General features: G+C 64.2%; 20 protein-coding genes and 1 pseudogene. 9 read left to right on the plus strand and 12 right to left on the minus strand.

Annotation, left to right across the window (positions count from 1 at the left end):
• Nucleotides 1-30: 30 nt before the first annotated feature.
• Complete coding sequence (gene ptsP, locus HAP41_RS02550; protein ID WP_063980570.1) at nt 31-2298, minus strand: phosphoenolpyruvate--protein phosphotransferase; 2268 nt, start codon at nt 2296-2298, stop codon at nt 31-33.
• A 356-nt stretch (nt 2299-2654) separates the two neighbouring features.
• Here ptsP and HAP41_RS02555 point away from each other — a divergent pair, with 356 nt between their 5' ends.
• The gene (locus tag HAP41_RS02555; RefSeq protein WP_166060442.1) at nt 2655-3497 is read left to right on the plus strand and encodes an IS5 family transposase; all 843 of its coding nucleotides are present in this window, start codon (nt 2655-2657) and stop codon (nt 3495-3497) included.
• 14 nt (nt 3498-3511) lie between these two features.
• Here the strand turns inward: HAP41_RS02555 and HAP41_RS02560 are convergent, their stop codons facing one another.
• From HAP41_RS02560 to HAP41_RS02570, 3 genes and pseudogenes are all read right to left on the minus strand, one after another.
• Nucleotides 3512-4948: an IS701 family transposase gene (locus tag HAP41_RS02560; protein WP_166105276.1), complete on the minus strand. Its 1437-nt coding sequence runs from the start codon at nt 4946-4948 to the stop codon at nt 3512-3514.
• Between the two features lie 104 nt (nt 4949-5052).
• Nucleotides 5053-5888, minus strand: a pseudogene (locus HAP41_RS02565) (IS5 family transposase).
• A 98-nt stretch (nt 5889-5986) separates the two neighbouring features.
• Nucleotides 5987-7243: an aspartate kinase gene (locus HAP41_RS02570; protein ID WP_063980571.1), complete on the minus strand. Its 1257-nt coding sequence runs from the start codon at nt 7241-7243 to the stop codon at nt 5987-5989.
• 174 nt (nt 7244-7417) lie between these two features.
• Between HAP41_RS02570 and HAP41_RS02575 the strand changes: the two genes are divergently transcribed.
• From HAP41_RS02575 to HAP41_RS02590, 4 genes are all read left to right on the plus strand, one after another.
• The gene (locus tag HAP41_RS02575) at nt 7418-7885 is read left to right on the plus strand and encodes a PH domain-containing protein (protein WP_071908493.1); all 468 of its coding nucleotides are present in this window, start codon (nt 7418-7420) and stop codon (nt 7883-7885) included.
• A 14-nt stretch (nt 7886-7899) separates the two neighbouring features.
• Nucleotides 7900-8673 (plus strand): bifunctional 2-polyprenyl-6-hydroxyphenol methylase/3-demethylubiquinol 3-O-methyltransferase UbiG, encoded by a 774-nt coding sequence (ubiG, locus tag HAP41_RS02580; protein WP_166060421.1) that lies wholly within the window; start codon nt 7900-7902, stop codon nt 8671-8673.
• A gap of 107 nt (nt 8674-8780) precedes the next feature.
• Nucleotides 8781-9062 (plus strand): GIY-YIG nuclease family protein, encoded by a 282-nt coding sequence (locus HAP41_RS02585; protein WP_166060385.1) that lies wholly within the window; start codon nt 8781-8783, stop codon nt 9060-9062.
• A gap of 262 nt (nt 9063-9324) precedes the next feature.
• A complete protein-coding gene (locus HAP41_RS02590) occupies nt 9325-10224 on the plus strand; it encodes an EamA family transporter (protein ID WP_166060363.1) in 900 nt (299 codons plus the stop codon).
• 13 nt (nt 10225-10237) lie between these two features.
• Here the strand turns inward: HAP41_RS02590 and HAP41_RS02595 are convergent, their stop codons facing one another.
• From HAP41_RS02595 to HAP41_RS02610, 4 genes are read right to left on the minus strand one after another with little or no spacing between them, the layout of a single operon-like run.
• Nucleotides 10238-10720: a DUF1178 family protein gene (locus tag HAP41_RS02595; RefSeq protein WP_166060348.1), complete on the minus strand. Its 483-nt coding sequence runs from the start codon at nt 10718-10720 to the stop codon at nt 10238-10240.
• Complete coding sequence (locus HAP41_RS02600; RefSeq protein ID WP_166060340.1) at nt 10717-11595, minus strand: carbon-nitrogen hydrolase family protein; 879 nt, start codon at nt 11593-11595, stop codon at nt 10717-10719. The genes HAP41_RS02595 and HAP41_RS02600 overlap by 4 nt, the downstream gene beginning before the upstream one ends.
• Nucleotides 11592-11867 carry a glutaredoxin 3 gene (gene grxC / locus HAP41_RS02605; RefSeq protein ID WP_063980577.1) on the minus strand — a complete coding sequence of 92 codons (276 nt, stop codon included), beginning with the start codon at nt 11865-11867 and terminating at the stop codon, nt 11592-11594. The genes HAP41_RS02600 and grxC overlap by 4 nt, the downstream gene beginning before the upstream one ends.
• 35 nt (nt 11868-11902) lie before the next feature.
• A complete protein-coding gene (locus HAP41_RS02610; RefSeq protein ID WP_166060333.1) occupies nt 11903-12712 on the minus strand; it encodes a ComF family protein in 810 nt (269 codons plus the stop codon).
• Between the two features lie 215 nt (nt 12713-12927).
• Here HAP41_RS02610 and HAP41_RS02615 point away from each other — a divergent pair, with 215 nt between their 5' ends.
• Complete coding sequence (locus HAP41_RS02615; RefSeq protein WP_166060306.1) at nt 12928-13794, plus strand: methyltransferase domain-containing protein; 867 nt, start codon at nt 12928-12930, stop codon at nt 13792-13794.
• A 139-nt stretch (nt 13795-13933) separates the two neighbouring features.
• Here HAP41_RS02615 and HAP41_RS02620 read toward each other — a convergent pair whose 3' ends face one another.
• The 3 genes from HAP41_RS02620 to HAP41_RS02630 all read right to left on the minus strand — a co-directional run bounded on the left by HAP41_RS02620 (nt 13934) and on the right by HAP41_RS02630 (nt 16618).
• On the minus strand, nt 13934-14344 hold the full coding sequence (locus tag HAP41_RS02620) for a (deoxy)nucleoside triphosphate pyrophosphohydrolase (protein WP_166060268.1): 411 nt from the start codon (nt 14342-14344) through the stop codon (nt 13934-13936).
• Between the two features lie 11 nt (nt 14345-14355).
• Nucleotides 14356-15597 (minus strand): bifunctional glutamate N-acetyltransferase/amino-acid acetyltransferase ArgJ, encoded by a 1242-nt coding sequence (gene argJ / locus HAP41_RS02625; RefSeq protein ID WP_166060253.1) that lies wholly within the window; start codon nt 15595-15597, stop codon nt 14356-14358.
• Nucleotides 15598-15697: 100 nt separating this feature from the next.
• Nucleotides 15698-16618 (minus strand): peptidylprolyl isomerase, encoded by a 921-nt coding sequence (locus HAP41_RS02630; protein WP_063980581.1) that lies wholly within the window; start codon nt 16616-16618, stop codon nt 15698-15700.
• A gap of 354 nt (nt 16619-16972) precedes the next feature.
• Here HAP41_RS02630 and secA point away from each other — a divergent pair, with 354 nt between their 5' ends.
• On the plus strand, nt 16973-19813 hold the full coding sequence (gene secA / locus HAP41_RS02635) for a preprotein translocase subunit SecA (protein WP_166060168.1): 2841 nt from the start codon (nt 16973-16975) through the stop codon (nt 19811-19813).
• A 233-nt stretch (nt 19814-20046) separates the two neighbouring features.
• Here the strand turns inward: secA and HAP41_RS02640 are convergent, their stop codons facing one another.
• On the minus strand, nt 20047-20481 hold the full coding sequence (locus tag HAP41_RS02640; RefSeq protein WP_014490415.1) for a MarR family winged helix-turn-helix transcriptional regulator: 435 nt from the start codon (nt 20479-20481) through the stop codon (nt 20047-20049).
• Between the two features lie 179 nt (nt 20482-20660).
• Between HAP41_RS02640 and HAP41_RS02645 the strand changes: the two genes are divergently transcribed.
• Complete coding sequence (locus HAP41_RS02645) at nt 20661-21845, plus strand: substrate-binding domain-containing protein (RefSeq protein WP_063980616.1); 1185 nt, start codon at nt 20661-20663, stop codon at nt 21843-21845.
• 151 nt (nt 21846-21996) lie between these two features.
• The gene (locus HAP41_RS02650; protein WP_071908482.1) at nt 21997-23511 is read left to right on the plus strand and encodes an amidase; all 1515 of its coding nucleotides are present in this window, start codon (nt 21997-21999) and stop codon (nt 23509-23511) included.
• Nucleotides 23512-23605: the final 94 nt, after the last annotated feature.

A 23605-nucleotide genomic window follows, 5' to 3' on the forward strand; every position in this document is an offset into this window, starting at 1 on the left:
CGAGGCGGCGGGAAGGGGGCGACAGGCCCGCTACAACGCCAGGCCCTCGGCCTCGGCAAATTCCGTCAGCTTCTGCCGGATCGAGACGCTGCCGGAGGGCGCGTCCAGCAGCGGGCCGAGCATCGCTTCGGCCTTCTTCGCGTCGAGATCGATGACCATCGCCTTGACCGGACCGAGCGCCGTCGCCGAGAGCGACAGCGAGCGATAGCCCATCGCGATCAGCGCCAGCGCGCCGATCGGCTTGGAGGCCATCTCGCCGCATAGCGATAACGACTTCTTCGCATCGTTCGACTTCCGCGCGATCTCGCGCAGCACGCGCAGGATCGGCGCCGACATCGTGTCGAAGCGCTCGGAGACTTTCGCATTGCCGCGATCGACCGCGAACAGGAACTGGAACAGATCGTTGGAGCCGACCGAGATGAAGTCGACCTTCTTCAAGAGCTCGTCGAGCTGGTAGAGCAGGGCGGGCACCTCGACCATGGTGCCGATGTCGATGCGCTCCGGCAGGGTGTGGCCGTGCTGGCGCAGATAGGTCAGCTCGCGCTCGACCAGCGCTTTCGCCGAGTCGAATTCGGCGACCTCCGAGATCATCGGGAACATGATGCGCAGTGCGCGGCCGCCGCCGGCGCGCAGCAGCGCGCGGATCTGGCCGCGCAGCAGGCCGGGGCGATCGAGGCCGAGCCGGATCGCGCGCCAGCCGAGTGCGGGATTCTCCTCGATCACCGCTTCCATATAGGGCAGTGCCTTGTCGCCGCCGATGTCGAGGGTGCGGAAGGTGACGGGCTTGGTGCCGGCAGCATCCAGCACCGTGCGATAGAGCGCGAGCTGGTCGCTGGTGCGCGGCAGGCTCTGCCCCACCATGAATTGCAGCTCGGTGCGGAACAGGCCGATGCCGGCGCTGCCGGTGTCTTCGATATGCGGCAGGTCGATCGCAAGACCTGCGTTGATCATCAGCTCGACCTTCTGGCCGTCCTTGGTGACGCAGGGACGGTCGCGCAGCGCAAGATATTGCGCCTGGCGGCGGGCGCGGAAGCGCACGCGTTCGGCAAAGGCAGCTTCGACCTCCTGCGACGGGCGCACATAGATCGAGCCTGAGGTGCCGTCGACGATGATGGCGTCGCCGGGATCGGCGATGCCGGGCGCGTTCGGGACCTCGCCGACCGCGGGAATGCCGAGCGCGCGGGCCACGATCGAGACGTGGGAGTTGGCGGTACCTTCCTCCAGCACGATGCCGCGCAGGCGCTTGCGGTCGTAGTCGAGCAGCGCCGCAGGGCCCATCGCGCGCGCGATGACGATGGCATTGTCGGGCAATTGCTCGCGCGAGGGCGCGTGGTCCTGGCCGACCAGCTGCCGCATCAGGCGGTAGCCGAGATCCTCGAGATCGTGCAGCCGGTCGCGCAGATAGGGATCGGTGGAGCGCAGCATGCGCGCGCGGGTGTCGGACTGCACGCGTTCGACGGCGGCTTCCGCCGTGAGGCCGGTGGCGACCGCCTCATGCAGCTTGTGCGACCAGCCCTGGTCGTTGGCGAACATGCGATAGGCTTCCAGCACCTCGCGGTGCTCGCCGCCCTCGGCAACGTCGCCACGCTCCAGCATGCGGTCGAGATCGGCGCGTAGCTTGGCGAGCGCGGTGTCGAGCCGCTTGATCTCCTTCGGCAGATCCTCGGCGATGTAGTCCTTGATGACGACGCGCGGCTCGTGCAGCACGACATGGCCGAGCGCAATGCCTTCCGAGAGGATGGCGCCGACTTTCTGCGCCGAATGGCGCGCGGCCGGCTCCTGGCCCGGCTGGGCCAGCGCAGACAATTCGCCGGAGGCGATCAGCTCCGCCAGCACCATCGCGGTGGTCTGGAGCGCCTCGAGCTCCTCCTCGACATAATTGCGCTTGGCGCGGTTCTGCACCACCAGCACGCCGAGCGTGTTGCCGGCGCGCAGGATCGGCACGCCGAGGAAGGAGTGGTAGATTTCTTCGCCGGTCTCCGGGCGGAACGAGAAGGCCGGGTGGCTTTGCGCGTCGCTGAGGTTGAGCGGGGTCGCCTCGCTGGCGACGAGGCCGACCAGGCCCTCATGGGCGCTCAGCACGGTGTGGTGCACCGCCTCGCGGTTGAGGCCTTCGGTGGCGTAGAGTTCGAGCGTGTTGTCGATGCGCAGCACATAGACCGAGCACACCTCGGCCACCATATTGGCGGCGATCAGCACCACGATCTTGTCCAGCCGCTCCTGGGCCGAGACCTGCTCCGCCATGGTTTCGCGGAGCCGTCTCAACAAGACGCGGGGACCTCCCGACGCGCTCCGCATGAACCGTCAATCTCCTCCGTCTGCCTGGCCCGGCGGTATCGGCCGGCGGCTGGCCCAAAATTCCAGAAAAACAACCAAATTGTTCGTCCGGCGCAGGCACAAACACAAATCTATTCAAGATTTAGCGCTTGCACCGAATCAGCGCCGCCTGAACTGGGACACAGTCTGCGGCAGCCCACCCTGTTCGCCGTATAGCGAATTGAGGCTTGTTTTGCCAAGCAAAACGCCTGCCAAACGCGAAGGTGTGTACACCTTCGCGTTTGCTGCGACCGCTAAGTGTCCGACCGAAAAATAAGTTGAGTGATATCAGCGAGTTCTGATTCCATCGGTGTTGCGAAGCATCAAAGGGATCGAGAATGTGGACTGATATCACCCGGGCACAGTTTGCCCGAGAGGAGCTGCGTTTGCCAAGCGACTTGACGGATGCGGAATGGGGCGTGCTGGAGAGGTTGCTTCCTGTGCGGGCCAAGCGCGGGCGGCGCCCGAAATGGAGCTATCGCGACATCGTCGAGGCAGTACTCTATCTGCTGCGCGGCGGATTGCCGTGGCGCATGCTGCCGCCCACTCTGTTTCCACCAATGACCACGGTGCAGTACTATTTCTACCAATGGCGCGACAGCGGATTGTGGCAATCGATCAACCACGCACTCCTGATGCTGGCGCGCGAGGCGATCGGCCGGGAGGCCTCGCCGACGGCCGGCGTGATCGACAGCCAATCGGTCAAGACCACGGAAAGTGGCGGCCCTCGCGGCTACGACGCGGGAAAGAAGATCAAGGGTCGAAAGCGCCACATCGTCACCGACACCCAAGGGCTCCTGGTCGGAGCGATCGTTCACGCTGCCGACGTCCAGGATCGTGACGGCACGCCAGATGTCCTGTGCAGCATTCGCTACCGCTTCCCCTGGCTGCGCCATATCTTCGCCGATGGCGGCTATGCCGGCGAAAAGCTCAAGGCGGTGCTGGAAAAGATCGGCCGGTGGACTGTCGAGATCATCAAGCGCTCCGATGCCGCACAGGGCTTCGAGGTGCTTCCGCGCCGCTGGGTGGTCGAACGAACCTTCGCCTGGCTCGGCCGCAACCGCAGATTGGCCAAGGACTTCGAGCGAACCATCGAAAGCGCAACTGCCTGGCTCTTCCTCGCCTCTGTCCAACTCATGACAAGGCGCATCGCAGCGATAAAAACAGCAATGCAATTTTGAGTCAGGCTCTAATCTTACTGCGTCACAAACGGTGGTCTGTGAAATGGGCGAACTTGATTGCACAACAAGGACATCTCGACAACGTTCGGACCAGCCCTTGTTCGAGTCGCCGTCGCATCGTCGTGATCGAATTTGGAATGTGACGTTGGGTCCGTAGCGGCAGAACCGCGGGGTCTGTAATCCGCGGAAACGCGAGCGAGCGGGATCGGCCGGGCGCGCCGAGCGCCTGAGGGGGGAAACGCCTCCCGCTCGGAGATCAGGAATCCGAAGGCTGCAATGCACATCGTTGCGTGATGATGAAAGCCGCGCCAGCCGCGTCCCTCGAAGTGGCCAAGCCCGACCTCCTGCTTGAGTTCCTGATAGTCGCGTTCGATGCGCCAGCGCAATTTAGCCGTCTCTACGAGAGTCCGGAATGCCACATCCTCCGGCAATGTCGAGAGCCAGTATTTGGTAGGCTGGTCCTCGCCTTTCGGCCATTCGATCAGCAACCATTCCTCCAACCGCTGGGTGGTTTGCCAATAATCACGGTGCGCGGCACGGACCCGCACGCGGGCAAAGCGCGAGCTCAGCTTTTCGTTCGTTCCTTGCCGCCACGTGATGGTGCGCCAAGCTTTGGCCGGCAGGCCGATCGCGAGCGCTTTAACGGCGGCCGGCCGACGCTGACGGTTGCGGCGCATCAGTTTCGGGGGACGGCCGCGGCCCGACCATGGCTTCGGCGGCAAGGGACCGGTGCCGGGCGCCCATACCGTTGTGCTCGACAGAAGACCCGCCACATAGGTCAATCCCAGCGCCGTGATCTCCGTGCGCAGATCGCTGTTGTTGCCATAGCCCGCGTCCATCAGCACGACACCACGCGGAAGGCCGGTCGCACAGGCCCACCGCAACTGCTCCAGCGCGATCTCCGGCTTGGTCCGGAAGCCGACTTCGGCAGGAATGCCCACCTTGCGCCGCCGATCGCAATCCTCAGTCCATTCCTTCGGAAGATAAAGGCGGTAGGCAACAGGCAGGCTGGCGTGGTGATTGGCAATCGATAATGACACCGCCACCTGGCAATTATCCTGCTTGCCGAGCTGCCCGCAATATTGCCGTGCAACTCCAACCGAATGTCGCCCCTGCTTGGGAAATCCGGTGTCATCGATGATCCAAGCTTCGATCGGGCCCTGGCGTTCGATCGCCGGCAGGACCATCTCTCGTACCTTGCCCAGCACCTTCTCATCCGACCAGGCGCCGCTGCCGACGAAATGCAGCAGCGATTGATGTTGGGCGGCCGTCCGTTCCGGAGCCGTCATCGCCGCCATTGGCTCCACGCTCTTACGACCGCCACAGGCCATGAGGCCGACGCAATAGTCGCGCAGCGGTGCCTTCCGATCAGCATGACCGATGACGCTGGCAAGCCCTTCCAAATACGTCGCAAATCGCATCTCACTGGTCTTGGTGCCACGCCCGCTCATGTAGCCTCCTCGGCTGATGGTCCATGCTTCAACCATCGCTGATTCCGGCCGGATAAAGCCTGCGGTTTTGTGACTCAGTCGTACTAAGAGTCTGTCCGGAAAGATTACCTTGGATTGCATAGCTTTCGCAGCATGAGTCGGATGGAGGCCAGCTTGAGAAAGGCGAGCGCCCTGTGATTGAAGCATTCCCAATCTTTGGACAGTCTTCGGCATCGCCCGAGCCAGGCAAAGGTACGCTCGACGATCCAGCGTTTGGGCAAGACGACGAAACGGTGAGCCTGATCGGAGCGTTTGACGATTTCGAGGTTCACGCGCTTCAGAGCGCTACGCAGCCCCTTCTGGAAATGTGGCCCTTGATATCCGCCGTCGGCGTAGAGCTTCAGAAGAAAGGGATAGAGGCCGAACAACGTTGCCATCAGGAGCACGCCGCCGTCGCGATCCTGGATGTCCGCCGCATGCACGATGGCGTGCATCAAGAGGCCTTGCGTGTCGACGAGAATGTGCCGCTTCTTGCCCTTGATCTTCTTGCCCGCGTCGTAGCCATGGAGATCATGAGGCCCCCTTTTTCAGCGCTTTTCACGCTCTGGCTATCGATGATGGCGGCGGTGGGAGAAGCCTCGCGCTCGGCCCTTTCGCGACATTCGACATAGAGGGCGTGATGAATTTTATCGAGCGTGCCGTTCCAGCTCCACAGATCGAAGTAGCCATACAGCGTCGAGCGCGGCGGCAGGTCCTTGGGGATCGCGCGCCACTGGCAACCTGTGCTCAGGATGTACATCAGCCCGTTGGCAATCTCGCGCAGGTCCACCGTACGCTTGTTGCCGCCGCGCTTGGCCGGCGGGATGCGAGGCGCGATCAGCGCCCACTCCTCGTCGGTCAAGTCGCTCGGATAGCGCAGGCGGCTGCGGTCGTAGCGTGCACGGTTCTCGGTAGTCCACATTGGCGGCGCGTCCCCATCGAATCAGGCCGCTCACCTTGAATCACAACCGATTCATTCGACTCAACATGTTTTGGAACAGACACTAAGAGAAAATTCGTCTAGGCCTGATCGAGACCGTAGAGCGTGTGCAGGGTGCGCACCGCAAGCTCGGTATAGGCGGTGTCGATCAAAACCGAGAATTTGATCTCGGAGGTTGTGATGGCCCGGATGTTGATATTCCGTCCGGCGAGTGCCGAGAACGCCTGGGCGGCGACGCCGGCATGGCTGCGCATGCCGCTGCCGATTACCGATATCTTGGCGACGTCGGTGGCGGTATCGAGCCGGGCATAGCCGATCTTGCCCTTGGCGGCCGTGATCGTGTCCTTGGCGCGGGTGTAGTCGGCCGCCGGCACCGTGAAGGTGAGATCGGTGGTCTTTCCGTCCTCGGAGACGTTCTGCACGATCATGTCGACGTTGATGTTGGCATCCGCCAGCGGGCCGAAGATCGACGCTGCCACGCCGGGCTTGTCCTCGATCTGGCGTACCGAGATCTGGGCCTCGTCCTTCGAAAAGGCGATGCCGGTGACGACGTGGCTTTCCATGATCTCCTCCTCGCTGCAGATCAGCGTGCCGGGCGGCTGGTTGGCATGCGGGTCGATATCCTCGGGCTTGTCGAAGCTCGAGCGGACGAAGATCGGCATGTTGTGGACCATGCCGAGTTCCACCGAGCGGACCTGGAGCACTTTTGCGCCCTGGGAGGCCAGTTCCAGCATGTCTTCGAACGCGATCTTGTCGAGGCGGCGGGCCTTCGGCACGATTCGCGGGTCGGTGGTGTAGACGCCGTCGACATCGGTGTAGATGTCGCAGCGGTCGGCCTTGACGGCGGCGGCGATCGCCACTGCCGAGGTATCGGAGCCGCCGCGGCCGAGCGTGGTGATGCGATTGGTCTCGGGATTGATGCCCTGGAAGCCGGCGATGACCGCGACCTCCTTGCGCTCCCGGAAGCGCTTGATGATCTCGCTGCCGTCGATGTCCTCGATCCGGGCCGAGGCATGGGCGTCGCTGGTCTTGATCGGGATCTGCCAGCCCTGCCAGGAGCGGGCCTGGATGCCCATGCCCTGAAGCACGATGGCGAGCAGGCCCGACGTCACCTGTTCGCCGGAGGCGACAACGGCGTCGTATTCGCGCGCGTCGTGCATCGGCGAGGCCTCGGTGCACCAGGCCACCAGCTCGTTGGTTTTGCCGGACATCGCCGAGACGACCACGGCCACTTCATGGCCGGCGTCGACCTCACGCTTCACATGGCGTGCGACGTTGCGGATACGTTCGATATTGGCGACGGACGTGCCGCCGAATTTCATCACGAGGCGGCTCATGACGACGCGTGCATTCCCTCATAAGGATCAGTATGGTGACCCGCACCGGACGGGTGCCGGCGGACACCGACCGCGCGTATACATAGCGGCGGGGCCGGGGGCAAGCGGGTTCCTGCGGGGGCAGGGTAAGGTCTGACCTAAGGTCTGGCTTGGGGGTATGGGTTAACCGAGATCATGGCGCGTTATATCGACGAGATCCTGCAACCGGGCGAGCGGGTGCTGTATTCGACCAATGCGCACTGGATCTTCTATTTTCCGGCCATCGTGGCCTGGATCGTGGCTCTCGCCTTTCTCGTCCTGATGCCGCAGGCCACGGCCGATGGCCTCAGGGTGCTGTGCCTCATAGCCGCCGGCGTCGTGGCTTTGGCCGCCCTTTACTGGACCATCAAGGGCTGGTTCCATCGCTTCACGACCGAGACCGACGTCACCAACTTGCGGGTTGTGCACAAGACGGGGTTCATCAAGCGCCGGACCTTTGAAATGGCGCTGGACAAGGTCGAGAGTGTCGACGTCGACCAGTCGATTCTTGGACGTATTCTCAACTACGGCGACGTGACGATTCGCGGCGTTGGCGAGGGGATCGAAAAGATCACGACCGTCGACACGCCGCTCGCCTTCCGTAGTTCGATCACCACGCGGTAGGACCGCGCCTAACCATGAGCATGCAGCAAAATACTTCCGCAACCGCAAGCCCGCAGCCGGGCTCGACCGTCGACGCCGCCGAGATCGCGAAATTCTCGAAACTTTCGACCGAGTGGTGGGACCCCAACGGCAAGATGGCCCCGCTGCACCGGATCAACCCGCTGCGGCTCGGCTACATCCGCGACGCCGCCTGCCGCAAGTTCGAGCGTAATGTGCGCAGCCTCAACTGCCTCGGCGGCCTGCGCGTGCTCGACATCGGCTGCGGCGCCGGCCTGTTGTGCGAGCCGCTGTCGCGCCTCGGTGCCCAGGTCATCGGCGTCGATCCCTCGGTGAGCAACATCGCCGCCGCGAAGCTGCATGCCGACAAGAGCCATCTGTCGATCGATTACCGCTGCACCACGGTCGAGGAGATCGACCCGCGCGAGCGCTTCGACATCGTGCTGGCGATGGAAGTGGTCGAGCACGTCGTCGATGTCGGCGTCTTCCTCAAGCGCTGCGCGGCGATGCTGAAGCCGAACGGGCTGATGGTGGTCTCGACGCTGAACCGGAACTGGAAGAGCTTTGCGCTCGCCATCGTCGGCGCCGAATACGTCCTGCGCTGGCTGCCGCGCGGCACCCACGAATGGAACAAGTTCGTCACCCCTGACGAGCTGACCAAATATCTTCTGGACAACCGCCTCGTCATCACCGAGCAGACCGGCGTCGTCTACTCACCCTTCGCCGACAAATGGACCCTCTCCTCCGACATGGACGTGAACTACATGGTCGTGGCGGAAGGGATGGTGTGAGGACTGAATAGGGTGCGAGCTGTTTCTCCACAAACGGTGTCGTCCCTGCGAACGCAGGGACCCATAACCACAGGCGACAGTCGTTAGCCGAGACAGGCGCTCCGAGCATGTACTACGTCTACATCCTCGCCAGCCGACACCACGGAACGCTCTACATCGGCATCACCAACTCGCTCCAGAAGCGGTTAGAAGAGCACCGGACCGGCAAGGGCTCGAAATTCGTTAAGCGTTACGACGTGTACCGGCTTGTCTACACCGAGGCTTTCGAGCGAGCGGAAGAGGCGATTGCCCGCGAAAAGCAGCTGAAACGCTGGAAACGCGACTGGAAGATCGAACTGATCGAGCGGGAAAATCCCGAGTGGCGTGACCTGAGCGATTTGCTGGTTTGACGGTGTGATGTTGCCAAGCAAGTGCTGTCGTCCCTGCGAACGCAGGGACCTATACCGCGGAATCTGTCGGTAGCGGCGCGGTGGTGGACGTGCGGGTCGGCAGTCTTCGCCAAACTGCTCCCTGGGGGTATGGGTCCCTGCGTTCGCAGGGACGACACCGCATTTGTTGCGCGAGCATCGCACCCATGACGTGGGCGTGATTGACCTGCTTCGCCGCTAGCGGCAGGTTGGCCACGGCTTCCCCTCCTACCGCTCCACCCGCATGCTTACCATCGCCAGCCTCTGGATTCCCTTCACCGTCATTGCTGCGCTAGGCCAGGTCGCGCGCAATGCGATGCAGCGGTCGCTGACGAAGCCGCTGGGGACCTGGGGCGCGACCAATATCCGCTTCCTGTTCGGCTTCCCCTTCTCGCTGCTGTTTCTGGGCGTGGTGCTGGTCGCGACCGGTGATCACCTCGGCATGCCGCCGACCGTGTTCTGGCCCTGGCTGTTGCTCGGGGCGCTCAGCCAGATCGTTGCGACCGGGCTGATGCTGCTCGCGATGAACGATCGCTCCTTCGTGGTGACGACGGCGTACCTGAAGACCGAGGCGATCCAGACCGCAATTTTCGGCTTCGTCTTCCTCGGCGATCACCTGACCTGGCTGAAGGTGCTGGCGATCGTGATCGCGACCGTCGGCGTCGTCATCACCGCACTTCGGCCCGGCGGCGAGAAGAGCTTTGCGGAATTGAGGCCGACCATCACGGGCCTCGTTGCGGCCGCGGCGTTCGCGCTCTCAGCCGTTGGCTTCCGCGGCGCCATCATCAACGTGCCTGACGTCTCCTTCGTGATGGCAGCCTCGTTCACGCTGGTGCTCGGCCTGTTCGTGCAGACGCTGATCCTGACCATCTATCTGCTCTGGCGGGCGCCAAAGGTGCTCCAGTCGATCCTGGGATTGTGGAAGCCGTCGCTGCTCGCCGGCTTCATGGGCGCCTTCGCCTCGCAGTTCTGGTTCCTGGCATTCGCGCTGACGGCCGCCGCCAATGTCCGCACGCTCGCTTTGATCGAGGTGCTGTTCGCGCAAGGCGTGGCGTACTACTCGTTCAAGCAGCCGATCGCGCCGCGCGAGATTTTTGGTATCGCGCTGATCGTGGTCGGAGTCGCGTTGCTGGTGGGAGTCTGACGCGCTTCGCGCATCAGTTCCTATCTTCCGGGAGCGTCGGCAGCGGCGACACCTCGATGCCTTCGTCGATCAGCGACTTGGCCTCGTCGGGCGAAGCCTCGCCATAGATCGGGCGGTGCTCCTTGTTGCCGTAATGCATCGCGCGGGCTTCATTCGCAAAGCGCTCGCCGACATTGTCGGCGTGCTTGACGATGTGATCGCGCAGCTCCTTGAGCTTGGCGCGCAACTCGCGCTCCTGCGCCATCATCAGCGAGGTCGGTCCCGACGGCGCGGCCTCGGGCGCAGGCGTTGAGGCCGGCTCCGGCGGCGGCGTCGCCCGTCCGCGGCCCTTCTTGCCGATGATCCGCGGGGCCATGATCGCCTTTTCGACCTTGGCCGAGCCGCAGATCGGGCAAGTCACGAGCTTGCGCTTCACCTGCGAATCATAGGCCGACGAGCTCTGGAACCAGCTTTCGAATGCGTGGCTTTGGTCGCAGTGGAGCGCGTAGCGGATCATGCCGATCCCCGCACGAGGTGGAGATGGTCCGGCCCGGCCTTGGGATCGGCGACGCCGAAGCGGCGGCCGTGCTGGAGCGAGGGGATCGCGCGGCGGGCGGTCTCGACCTTGGCCGGGTCGATCTTGGCCATGATGATCCCGGGCTCGACGTCACCCTCGGCGAGGATCTCGCCCCAGGGGTCGATGATCAGCGAGTGGCCATAGGTCTCGCGCTTGTTCTCGTGCAGGCCGGCCTGCGCGGCCGCGAAGATGAAGCAGCCGGTCTCGATCGCGCGCGAGCGCAGCAGGATGTGCCAGTGCGCCTCACCGGTCTTGCGGGTGAAGGCCGAGGGCACGGTGATGAAATACGCGCCGCTCTCGGCCAGCGCGCGGTAGAGCGCGGGGAAGCGCACGTCGTAGCAGATCGTCAGCCCGACGCGGCCCCAGGGCAGGTCGGAGATCACGGCGGTCTCGCCCGGCTGGTAATTGGCGGATTCGCGATAGCTCTCGCCGTCCGGCAATTCGATGTCGAACATGTGGATCTTGTCGTAGCTCGCGAGCACACTGCCCTCGGGCCCGATCAGGAAAGAGCGGTTGACCGCTTTTTCGTCCGAGTAGCGCAGCGCCAGCGATCCGACATGAATGTGAATTCCGAGTTCCGCCGCGAGCGCGCGATAGGCCTTCAGCGAGGTGTCGTCCTCTTCGCTCTGGAGGTGCTCGAACAACGCCTTTCGGTTGAGCTGCATCATGTTGCTGACTTCGGGCGTCTGCACGTAGTCGGCGCCGTTGGCGGCAGCCTGCCGGATCAGCCCGGTGGCCTGCGCGAGGCTCGGCTCGGGCATCAGGCCGGTGCGCATCTGGATCATCGCGGCGGTGAAGGTGCGATCCTCGCTCATGACACCGCCTTTACGCTTTCGAGCAGGCCGTCGAGCTTGCCCTCGCGGTCGAGCGCATAGAGCTCGTCGCAACCGCCGACATGGGTTCCGCCGATCCAGATCTGCGGGAAAGTCGAGCCCCCGCCGGCGCGGTCGTACATCTCTTCGCGCCAGGACGGGTTCCTGGCGATGTCGAACTCCGTGAAGGTTGCCTTCTTGCGGGTCAGCAGCGATTTGGCGGCGGAACAATAGCCACAGCCCGGCCTGGTGTAGATTTCGACAGCGTCGGTCATGTCGTGTGGCGCTCTCATGTCATGAAGTCATTGAATTATATGGGACGGGGGCCGCTCTCGACAACCCGGGCGAACACCAGCACGTCCACCTGGGCCGCCTTGGCGCGGAGCAGGGCCCGCGCACAGGCGTCCAGCGTCGCCCCCGAGGTGAGGACATCGTCGATCAGGACGATGCGGCGGTCCTGGATTTCCGCCTGGCGGTCGGGGGATACCTGGAATGCGCCCTGCACATTGGTGGCGCGCTGGGTCCGCGACAGGCCGATCTGCTGCTCGGTCGCGCGCACCCGGCGCAGCACTTCGCCGCGCACCCTGACACCGCTCTGCCGCGCGATGATGAGCGCCAGCGCCCCGGACTGGTTGTAGCGGCGCCGCCACGCCCGGCGCCAATGCAGGGGCACCGGCACCAGCATGTCGGCTCCGGTGAGCAGTTCGGCGCCCGCGCGCGCCATCCAGCGGCCCATGGCCGGCGCCAGATCGGTACGGTCCTGGTATTTCAGCGCATGCACCAGCGTGCGCGCGACGTCGTCATAGCGCACCGCCGCGCGTGCACGCTGGTAAGCCGGCGGGCTGGCGATCGCCTCCATCGACAGCATCTCGGGGCCGGGATCATAGACGAAGGGAATGCCGAGGCGCGGGCAATAGGGCCGTTCGATGAACGACAGCCGCGCCCAGCAGGCCGCGCAGACGCCCTCGCCGTCGACCGGCTCGCGGCAGGACACGCACAGCGTCGGCAGCGCAATGTCGAGCGCGAGCCGTGCGGCGCGCGACAGCACGTCGCGGCCGGCCGTCCATGCGGCACGCAACGGCGCGGCGATGGAGCGGGTGGGGGCGGCGTCGGCTTCCATGGGGAGAGGCTAGCGTTCTGTTTACGGGGGCTCAAGCCACACTCTCGCGCCCCGGACGCAGCGCAGCGCTCCCGGCGATGCGAAGCATCGTCCGGTGCGCTGCAGAGCCGGGGCCCATCTCACCGCATCGTGCGGTGGTGCCTTCTGGGTCCCGGCTCTGCGCAGCAGCGCTAAGAGCGCCGCAGCGCGTCCGGGACACGAGAGAGGAGATTGCCATGGCGGTCGTGATCGGCGTAACCAGCGGCATGGCTCAGACCCCGCAAACCCCGCCCGCTCTGTTCGATCGCGCATTGCTGCATGCGCGGCAGCGGCGCGCACATGCGCAGGGCGGGGTGACATTCCTGCTCGATCGTGTTGCAGAGGACATGATCGACCGGCTGGCCGCCGTGATGCGGGAGTTTCACGCTGCGGCCGATCTCTGGACGCCCGGTGAGGGGCTCACGGGGCCGCGATCACTTCAGCGGATCGCGCTCGACGAAGCAGGCGCGGAAAAACTGCCCTTTGCCCCGGAAAGTCTCGACCTCGTTGTCTCGGCGCTGGCGCTGCAATTCGTCAATGACCTGCCGGGCGTGTTCGCGCAGATCCGCCGTGCGCTGAAGCCCGATGGTCTGCTGCTCGCCGCGATGATCGGCGGCGACAGTTTAACGGAGCTGCGGCAAGCCTTTGCGGCGGCCGAAGCCGAATGCGAGGGTGGCGTGTCGCCGCGCGTGGCCCCGTTCGCGGATTTGCGCGACATCGGCGCGCTGTTGCAGCGGGCGGGCTTTGCACTTCCGGTCACCGATGTTGACCGCGTGGTGGTGCGCTACGCCAATGCGTTTGCGCTGATGCAGGATCTCCGCCGCATGGGCGCGGCCAATGTGCTGATCGAGCGGCGGCGCACGCCGACGCCCCGCGCGACGCTGCTGCGGATGGCCGAAATCTACGCCGAACGCTTTGCGGATGCCGACGGCCGCATCCGCGCGACATTCGACATCATCTGGCTCTCCGGCTGGGCCCCGCATGCAAGCCAGCAGCAGCCGCTGAAGCCGGGGTCGGCGAAAGCGAGCCTTGCGGAGGCGGTGAAGAAGGCGGGGAAGGAGTGATCCTCATGGTGAGGAGGCGCGTAAGGCGCGCTTAGCGGACGATGCTTCGCATCGCCGCGAGAACCATGCAGGCCCGGCTCTTGCCGTGCGGCCATCCTTTGAGACGCGCGTGCCGCGCTCCTCAGGATGAGGTCCGTACTCACATCAGCAAATCGATCAGATGGGGGATCAGCGGGATGTCGGCGGGCGGCATCGGGTAGTCGCGCAGCTTGTTGGTGCGGACCCAGGCCAGGGTCTGGCCTTCGCGCGGGGTGACCAGTCCCTCCCAGCGCCGGCAGATGTAAAGCGGCATCAGCAGGTGAAAGGTCTCGTAGCCGTAGCTCGCAAAGGTCAGCGGGGCCAGGCACGGCTCGGCCACGGTGATGCCGAGCTCTTCATGCAGCTCGCGGATCAGGCTCTGCTCCGGCCGCTCGCCGGGCTCACACTTGCCGCCGGGGAATTCCCAGAGGCCAGCAAGCGTCTTTCCCGGGGGGCGCTGCGCGATCAGGACGCGCTTGTCGGCGTCGACGAGCGCGCAGGCCACCACCAATGTCAGTTTGAGATCGGCCATCGGCGTTCGGTTTAAGACCTGTAGTCCCCGTTGATCGCGACATATTCCTTGGTGAGGTCGCAGGTCAGCACGCGGTCGCGGCCCTTGCCGAGGCCGAGCGAGACCTTGATGGCGATCTCCGGGGCCTTCATCGCTTCCGACACCTGCGCCTCGTCGTAGTCGGGATCGCGCGCGCCGCTCTTGGCGACGCGGATGCCGTTGAAGGAGATCGAGAGCTTGTCGCGATCGGCCGGCTCGCCGGCCTTGCCGACCGCCATCACCACGCGGCCCCAATTGGCGTCCTCGCCGGCGATTGCGGTCTTGACCAGCGGCGAGTTCGCAATCGACATCGCGATCTTGCGCGCCGACGCCTTGGTCTTGGCGCCTTCCACGGTGATCTCGACCAGCTTGCGCGCGCCTTCGCCGTCGCGGGCGACCTGCTCGGAGAGATTGGCGAGCACCTGGTTGAAGGCTTTCACGAAGGCCTTCAGGCGGGGGTCGCTCGCGCGGCTGATCTTTGGTGCGCCGTGCTCGGCGGCGGCGCCGGTGGCGAAGGCCAGCAGCGTATCCGAGGTCGAGGTGTCGCCGTCGATCGTCACCGCGTTGAAGGTGTCCTCGACGCCGCTCTTGAGCAATGCTTGCAGGGCGGCGGGTGTGATCGGCGCGTCGGTGAAGATGAAGGACAGCATCGTCGCCATATCGGGCGCGATCATGCCGGCGCCCTTGGCCATGCCGTTGATGGTGACCTTGGCCTTGCCGAGCTTGACGGTCGCGGTCGCGACCTTCGGGAAGGTGTCGGTGGTCATGATGGCCTTGGCCGCGGCGAGATAGTCGCCGGACTCGGCAGTCTCGGCCAGCCGGCCGAGCACACCGTCGAACTTGGTCGCGTCCAGCGGCTCGCCGATCACGCCAGTCGAGGCCAGGAAGATCTCACCCTCGCTGCATCCGACCGCCTTGGCCGCGATCTTCGCGGTCAGCGCGGTGGAGCTGCGTCCGGTCTTGCCGGTGAAGGCATTGGCGTTGCCGGAATTCACCACCAGCGCGCGCGCCTTGCCGCCCTTCAGCTTGGCGCGGCACCATTCCACCGGCGCGGAGGGGCATTTCGACCTGGTGAAGACGCCCGCGACCGCGGTGCCCTTGTCCATCACCGCCAGCAGCACGTCGGTGCGGTTCTTGTAGCGGATGCCGGCTTCGGCCGTCGCAAGACGGACGCCCGCGATCACGGGCATGTCGGGGACAGTTTTGGGGGCGAGCGGGGAGACGGAGGAGGACATCGGGGCGCCTTGGTGAGGTCTGGATATGCAGATGGCCGGGCATTTGCCCGGCCATTGCGACGTTAGATACTATTGGCGTCCGCGAAGTGACAGCGAATTCTTACTTCTTCGCGGGGGGCGCCATCTTGCTGTCGGACGGCTTGGCAGGGTCGGCCGGCTTGGCATCCGGTTTGGCATCCGCTGCCGGCTGGTCCGTCCGCTCGACCTTGGCTTCCGCGCGGAGCTTGGCGACGTAGTCGGCCTGGGCCTTGCGGGTGACGTACTGCTCGATCTGGGCCTTGACCTGCTCGAAGTCCGGCGCCTTGCGGTTGCGCTTTTCCTCGACCTTGATGATGTGCCAGCCGAACTGCGACTTCACGGGATCGGAGATCTTGCCCGGCTCCAGCGTGAAGGCCACGGCCGAGAACTCCGGCACCATCTGCTCCTTGGTGAAGAAGCCGAGGTCGCCGCCATCGGCGGAGCCCGGATCCTTGGACTTCTTCTTGGCGAGCTCGGCGAAATCGGCGCCCTTGTCGAGCTCGGCCTTCACCGCCTTGGCCTCGTCCTCGGTCTCGACCAGGATGTGGCGGGCGCGCACCTCCTGCTCGCCGGTGATCTGCTTGGAGGCCTCCTCATAGACCTTCTTCATGGCGTCGGGGGTGGTGGCGGCCTTGCCCTCGTTGGCGAGCAGGCTGTCCATCAGCAGGCGGTTCCGGGCGAACGCCAGGCGCTTCTTGAACTCGTCGCCGTCGGCGACCTTCTTGTCCTCGGCAGCCTTGCTGACGATCTTCATGTCGATCAGGAAGGACAGCACGTTCTCGTCCTTGGTCGCCGGGTCCATCTGGGCGAGGCTCGCCCCGAGTTCCTCCTCGGCCATGGCAACGTCGCTCTTCTTGATTTCCGCGCCATTGACCTTCGCCAGCACCGGATCGTCGGCAGCCCGGCCGGGACCCGCGATCAGCGCCAACGCAAGGCAGCCCACGAGGGCGGTGGCGAGGCCGAAGCGCAGGCCGGTTTTGGTTACCGGGAACGAGGTGGTCATGGAAAATCCTTTTGTTGAAGCAGGGGGCTGCTCTAGCGGGGCGGACACTCGCCCAATTCAGGGGGGCTTGGCAACGCGAAAAGTCTGTCAAAATGATGAATTAGCCGCAATGCGCCCGCCGTTGACAAGGCCCTGACCGGGCCATATCTCTGCCCGGTCGCGACCATGGCGATGGCGTTTATTTTGCTGCGTTTTTGGCCGTTGAACCCAGACTTGCCCAATTCCCACCCATATGGCGGATGACCCCCCGCAGTCCGGGCTCTGTCGCCATCAGGCGTCACGGTGAGTTGATAGGCAGGGGGGTGACAACTTCTTGGCTGCAACGCGGTTGAATCGCGAACACAGGAACTAGGCATGATCGGCGCGCTCGCCCGCAAGTTTTTCGGCTCCGCCAACGACCGGCGGGTGAAGGGATACCAGTCCCGCGTCAACGCGATCAACGCGCTGGAGCCGGAGGTTTCGAAACTCTCCGACGAGGCACTGAAGGCCCGCACCGTCGAGTTCAAGAAACAGCTCGCCGAGGGCAAGACGCTCGACGATCTGCTGGTGCCGGCCTTCGCTACCGTGCGCGAAGCTGCCAAGCGCACGCTCGGCCAGCGCCATTTCGACGTGCAGCTGATCGGCGGCATCGTGCTGCACGAGGGCGACATCGCCGAGATGAAGACCGGCGAAGGCAAGACGCTGGTCGCAACGCTCGCGGTGTATCTCAACGCGCTCGCCGGCAAGGGCATTCACGTCGTCACCGTCAACGACTACCTCGCCCGCCGCGACTCCGGCTGGATGGGCCAGATCTACGGCTTCCTCGGCCTGACCACTGGCGTGATCGTGCACGGCCTGGACGATGCCGAACGCAAGGCGGCCTATGCCTGCGACATCACCTACGGCACCAACAACGAATACGGCTTCGACTATCTGCGCGACAACATGAAGTACCGGCTCGAGGACATGGTCCAGCGCCCGCACTTCTACGCCATCGTCGACGAAGTCGACTCGATCCTGATCGACGAAGCGCGCACGCCGCTGATCATCTCCGGCCCGCTCGACGACCGTTCCGATTTCTACAACACCATCGACGGCTTCCTGCCCAAGCTCGACAAGACCGATTACGAGGTCGACGAGAAGCAGCGTACGGTGACGCTGACCGAAGGTGGCATGGAGAAGATCGAGACGTTGCTGCGCGACGCCGGCCAGCTCAAGGGCGAGTCGCTCTACGACGTCGAGAACGTTTCCGTCGTGCACCACATCAACCAGGCGCTGCGCGCCCACACGCTGTTCACGCGCGACAAGGACTACATCGTCCGCGACGACGAGGTCGTCATCATCGACGAGTTCACGGGACGCATGATGGCCGGCCGACGTTATTCGGAAGGCCTGCATCAGGCGCTTGAAGCCAAGGAGCATGTCCAGGTTCAGCCGGAAAACCAGACGCTGGCCTCGATCACCTTCCAGAACTATTTCCGGATGTACGAAAAGCTCGCCGGCATGACCGGCACGGCGCTGACCGAAGCCGACGAACTCTTCGACATCTACAAGCTCGAAGTCGTGGAGATCCCGACCAACGTGCCGGTCGGCCGCCTCGACGAGGACGACGAGGTCTATCGTACCCAGAACGAGAAATACGCCGCGATCCTGGCCGAGATCGAGCGCGCCAATGCGCGGCTGCAGCCGGTGCTGGTCGGCACCGCCTCGATCGAAAAATCGGAAGTGATCGCCGAATACCTCAAGAAGCACGGCTACCGGCAGATCGATTTCGGCAACGAGAATTCGATGCAGAAGCTGTACGCCGCGGCCCGCGCCGGCAAGCCGGCAAAACTGTTCGCGGTGCTGAACGCGCGCTTCCACGAGCAGGAAGCCTATATCGTCGCGGAAGCCGGCGTGCCCGGCGCGATCACGATCGCCACCAACATGGCCGGCCGCGGTACCGACATCAAGCTCGGCGGCTCGCTCGAGATGCGGATCCAGCAGGAGACTGCCGGCATCGAGGACGAGGCGGAGAAGGCGAAGAAGATCGAGCAGATCAAGGCCGACATCGAGCACTTCCGCGACATCGTGCTGAAGGCCGAGGAAGAGGTCGAGATCGAGCCGGCGAAGGGCTCGAAGCCCGCCAAGACCGTGGAGAAGCCCGGCGGCCTCTACATCATGGGATCCGAGCGTCACGAATCCCGCCGCATCGACAACCAGCTGCGCGGCCGTTCCGGCCGTCAGGGCGACCCCGGCCGCTCGAAGTTCTTCCTGTCGCTGGAAGACGATCTGATGCGCATCTTCGGTTCGGATCGCCTCGACAGCATGCTGCAGCGTCTCGGCCTGAAGGAAGGCGAGGCGATCATCCATCCCTGGATCAACAAGGCGCTCGAGAAGGCGCAGCAGAAGGTCGAGGCGCGCAACTTCGATATCCGCAAGAATCTGCTCAAGTTCGACAACGTCCAGAACGACCAGCGCAAGGTGATCTTCGACCAGCGCGTCGACCTGATGAAGGACGACAGCGTCGCCGAGACCGTTACCGACATGCGCCACGCCTTCATCGACGACCTCGTCGCCAAGCACGTGCCCGAGCATGCCTATGCCGAGCAGTGGGATGTCGCCGGCCTGAAGGAAGAGCTGAAGCGCGTGCTCGATCTCGACCTGCCGGTCGACGACTGGGCCAAGGAAGAGGGCATCGCCGACGAGGAGCTGCTCACCCGCATCGAGACCAAAGCCGACGAGCACATGGCGGCCAAGGTCGGGCAATGGGGTCCCGACGTGATGCGTTACGTCGAGAAGACCATTCTGCTCCAGACGCTCGACCATCTCTGGCGCGAGCATCTGATCATGCTCGACCATCTGCGCCAGGTCATCGGCCTGCGTGGTTACGGCCAGCGCGATCCGTTGCAGGAGTACAAGACCGAGGCCTTCAATCTCTTCCAGGAGATGAGCGCGCATCTGCGCGAGGCCGTCACGGCGCAGCTGATGCGGGTCGAGATCGTCCCGCCGGAGCAGGAAGCTTCTGTCCTGCCGCCGATGGAAGCGCACAAGTTCGACCCCAATACCGGCGAGGACGAAATGGCGCTCGCCAGCGTCACGCTCGGTGCGCAGGCTTCCGACGCAGCTCTTCGCGATCCGAAGAACCCCGCAAGCTGGGGCAAGGTCGGCCGCAACGAGGATTGCCCCTGCGGCTCAGGCAAGAAGTACAAGCACTGCCACGGGCGGTACGCGTAGTCGCTAGCCGCGCTGCCATGCGCGCGTGAGACGCGATGTTCATGCCTCACGCTCCACTGTCGTCGCCCGGCTCGACCGGGCGACCCAGTACGCCGCGGCCTCTCGGTTGAATCACTAGCGTCTCTGGAATATTGGATCGCCCGCTTTCGCGCGCGATGACGGCTGAGTGTGTGTGGCGATTTGCGCCACGCCCTCACGAGATGAAGTGTTGCGAGAGCGCGCCAAGCCGCAGCTCAATTCGAGCTGTCGATCAAGCTCTCCAGCAGCCGCTTCAATTCGCTCGTCGACTTGTCGCCGTAGCTCTCCAGGATGTGCTCCTCCTGGTCGACCGCGAGCGAGTTGAGCTTCTTGCACAGCACCTTGCCGCGGTCGGAGATGAACATCAGCACCTTGCGGCGGTCGTTCGGGTCCTGCACGCGATAGACCAGCGTGTCGGAGACCATGCGATCGATCATCTTGGTCAGCGTCGGATGATTGAGCAGCACCGCGTCCGCGAGTTCGCCCATTGAGTGGCCATCGCCGTCCGACAACACCTTAAGGATGCGCCACTGCTCGACGGGAACGCCTTCCTTGCTCAGCCGCAGTTCCAGCTGCCGGTTGATCTCCCGGTTGGCTTGCGCGAGCAGGTAGGCGAGGTGTTCGGTGATCGGGGAGTTCGGTTTTGCCACGGCTAAGACTTCGTCTTGACCCAAATGAGTGAATGTCTTGCAATCAATGCTGCTTCTATATGCACTTCAATTGTTGAATATTCAATATTTTCAAAATAGGATGTTTGCCTAACAAAAGGGCGGATGCCGCGGCCGCCTGCTCATTGTGCTTTCAGGTCTGGTGCCAGACAGGAGTTGGCGTGCACGCGACGGTAAACTTCCCGGCTCACGGCAGTCCGGCGATGCCGCCGTCCTTGCTGCTGAGGAATCTGTCGTCGTCGGGAGCCGATAGCTCGCTGTCGCCGGGCGATCATGCTTTCCTGAGGCGGCGTGGCGCGAACAAGCTGCGCATCGGCGGCTTCATCTGCTGCACGGGATCGCCGGGTGTGTGGGGCCCCTGCGCGACCAACAGCGCGCAGCTCGCCGTTGCCGAGATCAACAAGCGCGGCGGCATTCTCGGCCGCGAGATCGAGCTGTCGATCTACGACGCCGGCGGGCCGCTCGACGAGGTGCTGAACCGCGCCGAGCAGGCGATCGCGTTCGACGAGGTCGATCTCATCGTCGGGCTGCACACCAGCGCGGTCCGCGTCGGCTTGCGCGACGTCACCACGCGTCATCGCATCCCCTACATCTATACGCCGGTCTATGAAGGCGGCGAGCGCACGCCCGGCGTGATGGCGATCGGCGAGACGCCGCGCTGGCAGAGCCGGCCGTCGATCCACTGGCTTGCCGACGTCAAGAAGGCGTCGCGCTGGTATCTGATCGGCAGCGATTACGTCTGGCCCTGGCAATCGCACCGCGCCGTGAAGAACTACATCAAGGAAACCGGAGGCCACGTCGTTGGCGAGGAGTTCGTCCCCCTCGGCGAGGACAATCACGAGCCGCATCTGGCGCGCATCCGTGCCGCGCGGCCCGATGTCGTGCTGATCTCGCTGATCGGCACCGACAGCGTCACCTTCAATCGTGCTTTCGGCGAATGCGGCCTCGGCGCCACGACGCTGCGGCTGGCGGGGGCCATGGACGAGACGGTGCTGCTCGGCATCGGCGCCGACAACAGCGAGAACATGTTCTGCGCATCCGGCTATTTCTCCGGCATCGGCTCGCGGGCCAATGACGACTTCCAGATCCGCTATCGCGCGATGTTCGGGCCGAATGCCCCGCCGATCGGCTCGCTTGGGCAGTCCAGCTATGAAGGCCTGCGTTTCCTCGAAGCCGTGGCGAAAAAGGCAGGTTCGCTGTCGATGGCGCCCATGCTCGCGGCGGGCCGCAACATCGTTTACGGCGGCGCGCGCGGCCCGGTCGTCGTTCGCAACGGCCACGCCCGCATGCAGATGTATCTCGCCGAGGCCGACGGTCTCGACTTCAAGCTGATCAAGCCGGTCTGAGCCTGCTGCGGCAATCCGGACAGCCCCATCTCAAAATAATACTTGAAAAGGAAAATATTTCCGCTTTGAATGTTTCAGCAGGGTCGCTGCGCGCTTCGCGCCAATCGCGGCCGCGCGCAGGGACCGTACCAAGAAACTTCAGGAGAGCGCCGTGACAGTTGTCCTTCCCACGCCTGCCCAACTTCTTGACGTCGCCAAGCAGTGCGGCCTTTCGCTGACCGATGCCGATGTCGCCTCGTTCCGCGGCCTGATGCAGGGCTCGATCGAGGCGTATAATCTCGTCGGCGCGATGCCGGACGAAGTGCCGGAGGTCAAATATCCCCGCACGCCGGGCTACCGGCCCTCGCCCGAGGAGAACCCGCGCAACGCCTGGTACCGCAAGTCGACCGTGAAGGGTGCGGCGAGCGGCAAGCTCAAGGGCAAGACCGTCGCGCTGAAGGACAACATCATGCTCGCCGGCGTGCCCATGATGAACGGCTCGGCGACGCTGGAAGGCTATGTCCCCGATTTCGACGCCACCATCGTCACGCGCATGCTCGACGCAGGCGCCGAGATCGCCGGCAAGGTGCATTGCGAATCCTTCTGCATGTCCGGCGGCAGCCACACCGGTGCGGTCGGTGCCGTGCACAATCCGCACAAGATGGGCTATTCGGCCGGCGGCTCGTCCTCCGGTTCCGGCGTCGTCGTCGCGCTCGGCGAGGTCGACATGGCGATCGGCGGCGACCAGGGCGGCTCGATCCGCATGCCATCCTCGTTCTGCGGCACCTACGGCATGAAGCCGACCTGGGGACTCGTCCCCTACACCGGCATCATGCCGATCGAGGTCTTCGTCGACCACACCGGTCCGATGACCGCGACCGTCGCCGACAATGCGCTGCTGCTCGAAGTGCTCGCCGGCGACGATGGCTACGATCCCCGCATCAAGGCGCCGAAGGTCGAGGAGTACACCAAGGCGCTCGGTCAGGGCGTCAAGGGCATGAAGATCGGTATCCTCAAGGAAGGTTTTGAGCAGGCGAACGCGGAGGCCGCGGTGAACGAAAGCGTGCGCGAGGCCGCAAAACGCTTCAAGGACCTCGGCGCCACGGTCGAGACCGTCTCGATCCCGATGCATCTTGTCGGTCCCGCGATCTGGACGCCGATCGGCACGGAGGGCATGACCCAGACCATGATGTATGGCGATGGCTATGGCCTCAGCCGCTCCGACCTCTACTCGACCTCGCTGATGGACTTCCATCGCGGCTGGCGCCGGCAGGCGGATTCGCTGTCGGAGACGACAAAACTGTTCCTGATGCTCGGGACCTACATCAACAACAGCTTCGGTCCCCGCTATTACGGCAAGGCACTCAACATCTCGCGTCGCCTGACCGCGGCCTATGACAAGGCGTTCGGCGAATACGACCTGCTGCTGCTGCCGACCACCCCGATGAAGGCGACGAAGCTGCCGGAGCCCACCGCAAGCCGCGAAGACTATGTCGCCCGTGCGCTCGAGATGATCTCCAACACAGCGCCGTTCGACATCACCCATCATCCCGCGATGTCGCTGCCCTGCGGCATGGTCGACGGCCTGCCGGTCGGCCTGATGCTGGTCGGCCGCATGTTCGAGGAATCCACCATCTACCGCGCCGCCCATGCCTTCGAGCAGATCGGTGACTGGAAGAAGATGTGAGAGGAGAATTAATGCAGACGGACGGAAGACCAGAGCGTTTTCGAGCGAAGCGGATACCGGTTCGCGTCAAGAAACCGCGTAAAAATAAGAATCT

It is taken from the genome of Bradyrhizobium barranii subsp. apii (assembly GCF_011516635.5).
GTDB lineage: Bacteria > Pseudomonadota > Alphaproteobacteria > Rhizobiales > Xanthobacteraceae > Bradyrhizobium > Bradyrhizobium barranii.